This window comes from Streptomyces sp. SID5643 (assembly GCF_009872555.1).
Lineage (GTDB): Bacteria > Actinomycetota > Actinomycetes > Streptomycetales > Streptomycetaceae > Streptomyces > Streptomyces iakyrus.
Window position 1 is genome coordinate 22,582 of the sequence record NZ_WWIC01000089.1, and the last position, 9,050, is coordinate 31,631.

A 9,050-nucleotide genomic window follows, 5' to 3' on the forward strand; every position below is an offset into this window, starting at 1 on the left:
GAGGTCGGGTGGGTTCGCCGCCCGGCGCAGCGAGGTCAACCGGGGATCAGTCCGTCGTCGCCGAGGAGCTCCCGGACTTCCTCCAAGGTCGCGTCGGGAGACGGGAGGATCAGTTCCGACGGCTCCAGGGAGTCGTCCGGGAGGGGCTCGCCGAGGTCGCGGACCCTGGTCAGGAGGGCCTGGAGGGTGCGGCGGAAGCCGGGGCCGTCGCCGTTCTCCATTTCCGCCAGGAGTTCGTCGTCGAGCTTGTTCAGCTCGGCGAGGTGACCGTCGGCCAGGATCACCTGACCCTCCCCCATGATCCGTACGATCATGTCGCCCTCCTAGGCGTGGACCCCTACTGCTTGTCGAAACGGGGGGTGTCCTGCGGCTGCTGCTGGGACTGCTGCCCGTTCGAGCCGCCTTCGATGGCCTGCTGCCCGCCGCTCGGCCCTCCAGCCAGTTCGGCCTTCATCCGCTGCAGTTCCAGCTCTACATCCGTACCACCGGAGAGCCGGTCCAGCTCGGCCTGGATGTCGTCCTTGTGCATGCCGGAGGGGTCGTCCAGGGCACCGGAGGCGAGCAGCTCGTCGATGGCGCCGGCGCGGGCCTGGAGCTGGGCGGTCTTGTCCTCGGCGCGCTGGATCGCCAGGCCGACGTCGCCCATCTCCTCGGAGATGCCGGAGAAGGCCTCGCCGATCCGGGTCTGCGCCTGGGCCGCCGTGTACGTCGCCTTGATCGTCTCCTTCTTGGTGCGGAAGGCGTCGACCTTGGCCTGGAGCCGCTGGGCCGCGAGGGTGAGCTTCTCCTCCTCGCCCTGGAGCGTCGCGTGCTGGGTCTCCAGGTCGGTCACCTGCTGCTGGAGCGCGGCCCGGCGGGAGAGCGCTTCGCGGGCCAGGTCCTCACGGCCCAGCGCGAGCGCCTTGCGGCCCTGGTCCTCCAGCTTGCCGGACTGCGACTGCAGCTGGTTCAGCTGGAGTTCCAGGCGCTTGCGGCTGGTCGCCACGTCGGCGACGCCGCGGCGCACCTTCTGCAGGAGCTCCAGCTGCTTCTGGTACGAGTAATCGAGGGTCTCGCGCGGGTCCTCGGCCCGGTCAAGGGCCTTGTTCGCCTTCGCGCGGAAGATCATCCCCATACGCTTCATGACACCGCTCATGGGCTTCGCGCGCCCCCTTCTGACCGACTCCGGTTCCAGCTCCAGCGACAGAACCCACAGTACGGGCCCTGCATCCATTACCGCACTGTTCGGGGACGGATGCGCTCATCCCCAAGGACGACTGCGTGCGCTCCCGCTCCGGCGTAGGGAGTAGGTGGTCCCCGGGGTTACCGGAGCCGTACGCCCCGGGAAACATCCGGAGGCGTGCGCAACGTCCCCTCTGTCCCCTTACAGACGACTGGTGTTGCCGGATCGTTCCCCACCGGGCTGTGGTCCATGCCCGGAAGCCCTTACCCTTGGGTTTTGTGTTCCGTAGCCGTGCGAAGGATGAGAAGGCCCAGGACGCCGACAAGGCGCCGGTGAGCTTCTCCAAGCAGCCCCGCGACCCACAGGCCCCCAAGGGTCGCCCCACGCCGAAGCGCAGCCAGGCCCAGAGCCAGCGCCGCAGCGTGGCCAACACGTCGATGACGCGCAAGGAGGCCGCCAAGCGGCAGCGTGAGGAGCGGCGCAGCGCGCTGGAGCGGCAGCGCCAGGCGCTGGCCAGCGGCGACGAGCGCTACCTGCCCGCCCGTGACAAGGGGCCGGTCCGCCGGTTCGCGCGTGACTTCATCGACTCGCGGTTCAACATCGCGGAGTTCTTCCTGCCGATGGCCGTGGTCATCCTCGTACTGAGCATGGTGCGGGTGGCGGCGCTCCAGAACATCGCGCTGCTGCTGTGGCTCGTGGTGATCGTGCTGATCGTGCTCGACTCGTTCGTCACGGGCTTCCGTCTGAAGAAGCAGCTGGCCGAGCGCTTCGCGGGTGAGAACAAGCGCGGCGCCGTCGCCTACGCCCTGATGCGCTCTCTCCAGATGCGCCGGCTCCGGCTGCCGAAGCCGCAGGTCAAGCGCGGAGAACGGCCCTGACCACGACGCCGTTCTCCGGGGGTGCGGCGGATGCCTGGCTGGACAAGCCGGGCGGGCTGCGCGATGTCGTCCGGCAGGAGCTGGTGGCCCGCCAGCTGGACGAGCAGATAGTGGCCAGGTTCCCGGTCGGGCAGCGGCTGCGGGTGCTCGACGTGGGGATGGGCCAGGGCACGCAGGCGCTGCGGCTGGCCCGGGCCGGACACCAGGTGACCGGGCTGGAGCAGGACGCGACGATGGTCGCCGCGGCCCGGGAGTCCCTCGCCGGAGAGCCGGAGGGCATCCGGGAGCGGATGCGGATCATCGAGGGCGACGGCCGGGACACCGGCGTGCACTTCCTGCCGGGCAGTTTCGACGTGGTGCTGTGCCACGGCGTCCTGATGTACGTCGAGGAGCCCGATCCGCTGCTGGCGGGCCTCGCCCGGATGCTGGCGCCCGGCGGGCTGCTGTCGCTGCTCGTGCGCAACGGCGACGCGCTCGCGTTCCTGCCGGGCCTGTCCGGTGACTGGTCCGGGGCGCTGGCGGCCTTCGACACGACCGCCTATCTCCCCCATTCTCGAAAGGACTCGAACGGGGGGACCCCCATCCGGCTGGGCCTCGACGTACGCGCCGACCGGCTGAAGGACCTGACGTCGACGCTCGCGGGGATCGGGGCGCCGCTGCACGCCTGGTACGGGGTGCGGGTGTTCACCGACACGGCGGCGGACGGCGCGGAGGTCCCGGCCGACGTGGAGGCGCTGCTCGCGGTGGAGGAGAAGGCCGGGCGGACGGATCCCTACCGCGGGGTGGCAGCGCTGCTGCACCTGTGCGGCGTGCGCGGCTGACACACGGAAGAGGGGCGGGGGCCCTCGGCCCCCGCCCCCGCCGGGCTCACGCCTCGGCCGCGTGCAGACTCATCGGCCCGTAGATCTCCGTGGCGTCCTCGAACAGCCGCACCTGATCGGCACCGCCCTCCTGGAGGGCCTTCCAGTGCTCCCCGATCCAGGACTCGGCGTCCCCCTGGGTGGGGAACTCCTCCGGCGGCACCGCGGGCTGGACCTCCGTCCCGTCGGTCTTCTCGAACCGCCACGTCCATGCCGCCATGTACGCCTCCCATGTGTGTGAGCACACTGCACAGCAAAAGCCGGATCTTGGTCCGGCTCCCTCTCAGAGCGTAAGCGCTCCGCCGGATGGGGCGTTACAGGGCTTGCGGGGGTGCGGGTCATCGGCCGGGTGCCGGCTCGCGGGGGTTGCTCGCGCAGTTCCCCGCGCCCCTCCAGGGGCGTCTCCATCACGCGTGTTCCATGCTCGCGGGTGAGAATCGGGGCGTGGAACTGACTCTGCTTGGCACCGGCGCGCCCTTGGGGCTGCCCCGCCCCGACTGTCCCTGCGCGGCCTGTGCGGCCGCCCTCGGTCCCGACGCGCGGGCGGCCACCGCTCTGCTCCTGGACGGGGCGCTGCTGCTCGACCTGACGCCGGGCGCGGCGTTCGCGGCGGCGCGGGCGGGCCGTTCCCTGACCGGCGTCCGGCAGGTGCTGCTGTCGCATCCGCACGACGGGCCGGCGGTCGAGGTGCCCGCGGGGCTGCCGCAGCCCGGACGGGTGCCGGACGGACGGGAGTTGACGCTGCTGACGGGGCACCGGGTACGGGCGGTGGCACTGGACGCGCCGGGCACGGGCTACGCGGTGACCGGGCCGGAGGGGCAACGGCTGCTGTATCTGCCGCCGGGCGGGGCGCCGGCGGGCCTGGAGGGGCCGGCCGAGTCGTACGACATGGTCCTGGCCGACGTCGTGGGGCGGCCGGACGCACTGGCGAAGCTGCGGGCGGTGGGGGCGGTCGGGCCGACGACCGACGTGGTCGCCGTCCATCTGGACCACGACGTGCCACCGGGGCCGGAGCTGGGGCGGCGGCTCGCGGCGGCCGGGGCCCGGGCCGTGCCGGACGGGGTGACGCTGGTGGTGGGGGCGTACGAGGACGTGCCGGACGTGCCGCGGCGGACGCTGGTGCTGGGCGGGGCGCGGTCGGGCAAGTCGGTGGAGGCCGAACGGAGGCTGGAGGCCTTCCCGGACGTGCTGTACGTGGCCACCGGCGGGTCGCGCAACGGCGACACGGAGTGGTCCTCGCGGGTCTCGGCCCACCGGGAGCGGCGGCCGGGGTCGTGGCAGACGGTGGAGACCTGCGACCTGGTGCCGTTGCTGGAGGCGGAGGGGCCGCCCCTGCTCATCGACTGTCTGTCGCTGTGGCTGACGGACGCGATGGACGCCGCCGGGGCCTGGGACGACGCGGTGTGGGCGGAGCGGGGCGAGAAGGTGCTGCGGGAGCGGGTGCGGGAGCTCACGGAGGCGGTGCGGGTCACCCGGCGGACCGTGGTCGCCGTGTCGAACGAGGTGGGGTCGGGAATCGTGCCGTCGACGGCGTCGGGGCGGCGCTACCGGGACGAACTCGGCCGGCTGAACGCGGGGTTCGCCGACGAGTGCGAGCACGTGCTGCTGGTGGTGGCGGGGCAGGCCGTGGTGCTGCGGGGCTGACAGGGCCCCACGGCTGCCCCTACGCCGGGCTACGGAGCTTTGCGGGCGATCACCCGGTACGTGTTGGCGAAGCGCGTACGGCGGGCGACCGGGGCGATGAGGTGGTCGGCCAGCGCGGCCACGGCCACCAGGGGCAGGCCGGCGCGGAGCAGCGCGGTCCGGGCATGCCGCTGGACGGGGGGCGGCGGGATGGCCCGCCAGGGGGTGTCCGGGGCCGGCAGGGCGTGCGAGAGGGCCAGGGACGTGGCGCCCGCGAGGTCGTGGGGGACGTGGACCGGGCGGTGGTCGAGCGTCAGGATCGCGCAGCCGGCCGACTCCAGTTCCGCGCGGACGTTCTGCGGGGGCAGGAGGTGGAGGTGGCGCGGCTGGTCGTAGGGGAGCCACCAGCGGCCCAGCAGGGCCGCGAAGACGCTGCGGGGGCTGAGGGTCTCGACGAGCAGATGGCCGCCCGGGCGCAGGACTGCGAGGGCGGCCCGGAGTTCCGCCCGGGGGTCCGGCGTGCCCTCCAGGTGATGGAGCATGCTGACCACGTCGTAGCGGGCGCGCAGGGGGCCGGCGACTTTGGGGTCCGTCAGGCGGCCGACGTGGGCCTCCTCGACACGGTCGGCCGTGCGGGCGCGGACCACGCGCGGGGTGGGGTCCAGGCCGTCGAAGGCGGTGTACGGGAAGAACTGCCGGGCCGTCGCGGGGAAGCGGGCGTGGCCCGTCCCGACGTCGAGCCAGCTCTCCGGTTCGCCGCAGCGCAGCATGGCGCGGGCTGCCGAGCGGTGGCGGCGCGGGCTGCTCCGCAGGGCGAGCAGGCCGTCGCTCGCCGGGTCCCTGGGCGCACCGCGCGCGGTGCGGTGGTAGAGGGCCAGGCCCTCCGGGGTGAGGCGGGGGTTCTGGAAGGTGTGGCCGCAGTCCCGGCAGGCGTCGACGGTGAAGCCGCCCGGCTTGTACTGCCGCAGGTCACCGGTGCGCAGCCGGTTGCGCAGCCGGCCGGAGCCGCACCAGGGGCAGTCCTCCCGGCGCGGTTCGTGGACCCGTGCGGTCGTCTGGGTGGCGGGGGGTGCGGAGGAGGCGGGATGTGCGGGCATGGGCGGCTCCCGGGGGCGACGGCGTACGGCATGGACGTACGGCGGGGACGTCGCACGCAACACGTACGACAATCCGCTGCAAAACGGAACGTATGGGATGCCGATCTTGGGTGCAACGACGTCGCCGTGACGGAGGGGTGATGTGGCGCCGTGCTGTTCGACCGGGGCCGGTACTGTTCGGCGAATGAGCTCGCTTAATCTCGACGACTTCACCGATCTGATCGAGCGTCCGGACGGCGGGATCCGCCGCGACGCCGAGGCGCGCCGGGAGCGACAGGTCGTGCCGCCCGGGTCGCTGGGCCGCCTCGACGAACTGGGTGAGTGGCTGGCGGCGGCGCAGTCGGCCGTGCCGGTGCGGCCGGTCGAACGGCCGCGGGTGGTGCTCTTCGCCGGTGACCACGGCGTCGCCGGGCTGGGCGTCTCGGCCCGTCCGGCGGGCAGCGGCGGGGAGTTGGTGCGCGAGGTGCTGGAGGGCGGCCGGCCCGTGTCGGTGCTGGCCCGGCGGCTGGGCGTGCCGGTGCGGGTCGTCGACATGGCTCTGGACTGCGACCCGGAGACGCTGCCCGAGGACGTCGTACGGCACCGGGTGCGGCGCGGCAGCGGGCGGATCGATATCGAGGACGCGCTGACCCTTCAGGAGGCCGAGGCGGCCTTCCGGGCGGGGATCGCGGTGGCCGATGAGGAGGCCGACTCGGGCACGGACCTGGTGGTGCTCGGCGATGTGAGCGTCGGCGGGACCACGGCCGCGAGCGTGCTGGTCGCGGCGTTGTGCGGGGTCGACGCGTCGGTCGTCACGGGGCGCGGCGGCCTGGCGATCGACGACCTGGCGTGGATGCGCAAGTGCGCGGCGATCCGCGACGCGCTGCGCCGGGCCCGGCCGGTGCTCGGACACCAGCTGCAGTTGCTGGCGACGGTGGGCGGTGCCGACCTCGCCGCGATGACGGGGTTCCTGTTGCAGTGCGCGGTGCGCAAGCTGCCGGTGGTGCTCGACGGGGTCGTGACGGCCGCGTGCGCGCTGGTCGGGCAGCGGATCGCGTTCCGGGCGCCGGACTGGTGGCTGGCCGCGCACGACAGCGGGGAGCCGGGGCAGGCGAAGGCGCTGGACCGGATGGCCCTGGAGCCGCTGCTGGCCCATGGGGTGACCGTCGGGGAGGGTGCGGGCGGTCTGCTGGCGCTGCCCCTCGTGCAGGCCTCGGCCGCGCTGGCGGCGGAGCTGCCCGAGAAGCCGAAGGAGTCCGAGGCACCGGCCGAGCCGGAGGCGACGGAGGTGACGGAGGCGGCCGCCGAGCAGTAGCACTCCCGAGATCCAGGTCACTCACGCCTGGCTCAACTTCGTCCCGTTCCGGTCGATCTTGGAACGTGGTGTCGGTTTGACTGGGTCGCGGACACCCCCAGACACCGCCGCGTACGGACGAGGACGACCGCCGGATGACCACGCTCGCCCGCTGGGCCCGCGCCGAATGGGGACGGCTGTACGCCGCGGTGCGCGGGCCGCTGGCCGAGCGGCGGTGGCGGGCCGTGCCCCTGGCGGTCGGGGCCGTGTGCCTCACGGCCGTGCTGCACCTCGTGCACGGCCAGGCGTGGGGTAACCGGTTCGTGCAGGACGCCGGCGGGGTGCGGGCCGTGGACCCGTTGTGGTCGGCGCTGCTGCGGACACCGCTGTCGCTGTTCGTGCCCGCTCTCGACCTGCCGGTCTGGGGCGCGCTCGGGCAGATCCTGCTGGTGTTCGGCATCGCCGAGCTGTGCCTGGGCCCGTGGCGGACGCTGGCCCTCGCCTACCCGGCGACGCTTGCGGGCACGCTGTACGCACGCCTGGGCATCCGGCTGGGCCCGCACTCCCCGCTCGGCCTGCCCGCCTCGGACGCCTGGGTCGTGGACACCGGGCCGTCGGCGGCGGTGGTGGGGCTGGCCGTCTTCCTCGGGTGGCGCTACCGCGCGTACGTCACGGCCTCGGCGGTGGTCGTGGCGATGGTGGTCGAGGTGGTGCTGAAGGAGAACCTCGCGGGCAAGGAGCACCTCGCCGCCATCACGGCGGTGCTGGTGCTGTGCGGGGTCGGCGAGGTGCGTCAGCGGCGCTCCAGGGACCGGGCCGGCTCGGGGTCGGGAGCGCCGCCGAGCCAGTCGTGAAAGGCCCGCGAGGGGGCCGCCCAGCGGCGGTCGTGGCGATAGGAGCGCAGGGCGGACCTGGCCCGGGCGCGGGGCCGGTTCCGGTAGAACCGTTTGGCCCACGGGGAGGTGGGCCGGGCCAGCCGCAGGGCCGCGACCAGGGCGACGAACGGGATGACCACACCGAGGACGGCGAGCCGGATCTTGCCCTTGAACAGGGCGATGAGGGCGAACAGGAAGTTCGCCAGGACGGTCACGAGGGCGACGGCGCGATTCTGCTGCTGGTCCTCGTTGAGGTCGTTGACGCCCAGCGGCGAGAAGCCGAGCAGGAGCAGGCCGACGAGGGACGCGGTGAGGACGACCATCTCCACGCTCTTGCGGCCGTCCGGGGTCCAGTAGACGTCGGCGAGGTGCAGGACCAGGGCGAACTCGTCCAGCACGAGGCCTGCGCCGATTCCGAAGATCACCGCTGCCAGCGCCGAACCGAACCCGTACTGGCCGCCCGCGACCGCGCCGAAGCCGCCGACGATCGTCAGGATGACGCCGGGGACCACGTGGTGGACGTGGACGCCTCCGCTGCTGACGTTGCCGAAGGGGCCCTTGCCCGCCCGGATGAGGCGGGTGATGGCCCGGGTGATCAGGAAGGTCAGGACGAACGAGACGAGGGCGAGGAGCAGTGGCAGCTTGCCGGGTTCCATGATGTTCCGCTCGAACCATCCCATATGCGCACTTTATCCTCGGCTGCCGTGCCCTCTCTCCTGACCAGCCGGTAGCCTGCGCCGGTGCCCGGAATCCCGCCCTTCGACGGCCTCCGCTTCGCCTTCGGCACCCTCACGGTGATCCCGGTCCGGGTGACGCGGTGGGACCGGGAGGCCGCCCGCGGCGGCATGCTGTGCGCTCCGCTGGCCGGGCTTGCGGTCGGCGGCGCCGCGGCCGGGCTCGGGCTGGTGCTGCTGTTCCTCGGCGCGGGCGCGCCGCTGGCCGCCGTGGCGACCGTCGCCGTCCCGGCCGTCCTCACCCGGGGGCTGCACCTCGACGGCCTCGCGGACACCGCCGACGGGCTGGGCAGCGGGAAGCCCGCCGAGGACGCGCTGCGGATCATGAAGCAGTCGGACATCGGGCCGTTCGGGGTGATCACCCTCGTCCTCACCCTGCTCGCGCAGGTCGCCGCGCTCGCCCAGGCGTACGACGCGTCCTGGGCCCGGGGCGCGTACGCCGCCGTCGTCTCCGCGACCCTCGCCCGGCTGGCCCTGACCCTGGCGGCCCGGGCCGGGGTGCCGGCGGCGCGGCCGGAGGGGCTGGGAGCGGCCGTCGCGGGGGTGGT

At 73.6% G+C, this 9,050-nt stretch carries 11 protein-coding genes; 6 read left to right on the plus strand and 5 right to left on the minus strand.

Features of this window, described 5'->3' with window-relative positions:
- Positions 1-35: 35 nt before the first annotated feature.
- Both pspAA and GTY56_RS11135 read right to left on the minus strand, forming a co-directional pair.
- On the minus strand, positions 36-314 hold the full coding sequence (gene pspAA, locus GTY56_RS11130; protein ID WP_161364946.1) for a PspA-associated protein PspAA: 279 nt from the start codon (positions 312-314) through the stop codon (positions 36-38).
- Positions 315-337: 23 nt separating this feature from the next.
- Positions 338-1,123 carry a PspA/IM30 family protein gene (locus GTY56_RS11135; protein WP_272923356.1) on the minus strand — a complete coding sequence of 262 codons (786 nt, stop codon included), beginning with the start codon at positions 1,121-1,123 and terminating at the stop codon, positions 338-340.
- A 317-nt stretch (positions 1,124-1,440) separates the two neighbouring features.
- Here GTY56_RS11135 and GTY56_RS11140 point away from each other — a divergent pair, with 317 nt between their 5' ends.
- Together GTY56_RS11140 and GTY56_RS11145 are read left to right on the plus strand one after the other, a co-directional pair.
- The gene (locus GTY56_RS11140; protein ID WP_161364948.1) at positions 1,441-2,040 is read left to right on the plus strand and encodes a DUF3043 domain-containing protein; all 600 of its coding nucleotides are present in this window, start codon (positions 1,441-1,443) and stop codon (positions 2,038-2,040) included.
- 83 nt (positions 2,041-2,123) lie between these two features.
- Complete coding sequence (locus tag GTY56_RS11145) at positions 2,124-2,861, plus strand: methyltransferase domain-containing protein (protein ID WP_161364949.1); 738 nt, start codon at positions 2,124-2,126, stop codon at positions 2,859-2,861.
- A gap of 46 nt (positions 2,862-2,907) precedes the next feature.
- On the opposite strand, the gene GTY56_RS11150 is transcribed toward GTY56_RS11145, so the two are convergent.
- Positions 2,908-3,120 carry a hypothetical protein gene (locus tag GTY56_RS11150; protein WP_062926420.1) on the minus strand — a complete coding sequence of 71 codons (213 nt, stop codon included), beginning with the start codon at positions 3,118-3,120 and terminating at the stop codon, positions 2,908-2,910.
- A gap of 224 nt (positions 3,121-3,344) precedes the next feature.
- Between GTY56_RS11150 and GTY56_RS11155 the strand changes: the two genes are divergently transcribed.
- Entirely contained in the window at positions 3,345-4,544 is a 1,200-nt protein-coding gene (locus GTY56_RS11155) for a bifunctional adenosylcobinamide kinase/adenosylcobinamide-phosphate guanylyltransferase (RefSeq protein WP_161364951.1), read from the plus strand.
- Between the two features lie 29 nt (positions 4,545-4,573).
- Here the strand turns inward: GTY56_RS11155 and GTY56_RS11160 are convergent, their stop codons facing one another.
- Positions 4,574-5,620 (minus strand): class I SAM-dependent methyltransferase, encoded by a 1,047-nt coding sequence (locus GTY56_RS11160; RefSeq protein ID WP_161364953.1) that lies wholly within the window; start codon positions 5,618-5,620, stop codon positions 4,574-4,576.
- A gap of 184 nt (positions 5,621-5,804) precedes the next feature.
- Here GTY56_RS11160 and cobT point away from each other — a divergent pair, with 184 nt between their 5' ends.
- Both cobT and GTY56_RS11170 read left to right on the plus strand, forming a co-directional pair.
- The gene (gene cobT / locus GTY56_RS11165) at positions 5,805-6,914 is read left to right on the plus strand and encodes a nicotinate-nucleotide--dimethylbenzimidazole phosphoribosyltransferase (protein WP_161364955.1); all 1,110 of its coding nucleotides are present in this window, start codon (positions 5,805-5,807) and stop codon (positions 6,912-6,914) included.
- Between the two features lie 134 nt (positions 6,915-7,048).
- Positions 7,049-7,747, plus strand: a complete 699-nt coding sequence (locus GTY56_RS11170; protein WP_161364958.1) for a hypothetical protein — start codon at positions 7,049-7,051, stop codon at positions 7,745-7,747.
- On the opposite strand, the gene GTY56_RS11175 is transcribed toward GTY56_RS11170, so the two are convergent.
- Positions 7,687-8,448 (minus strand): hypothetical protein, encoded by a 762-nt coding sequence (locus GTY56_RS11175; protein ID WP_161364960.1) that lies wholly within the window; start codon positions 8,446-8,448, stop codon positions 7,687-7,689. The two genes, GTY56_RS11170 and GTY56_RS11175, sit on opposite strands and share 61 nt — an antisense overlap.
- A 60-nt stretch (positions 8,449-8,508) precedes the next feature.
- Between GTY56_RS11175 and GTY56_RS11180 the strand changes: the two genes are divergently transcribed.
- Positions 8,509-9,050: adenosylcobinamide-GDP ribazoletransferase (locus GTY56_RS11180; protein WP_161364961.1), on the plus strand; the 542-nt coding region annotated here is incomplete at its 3' end.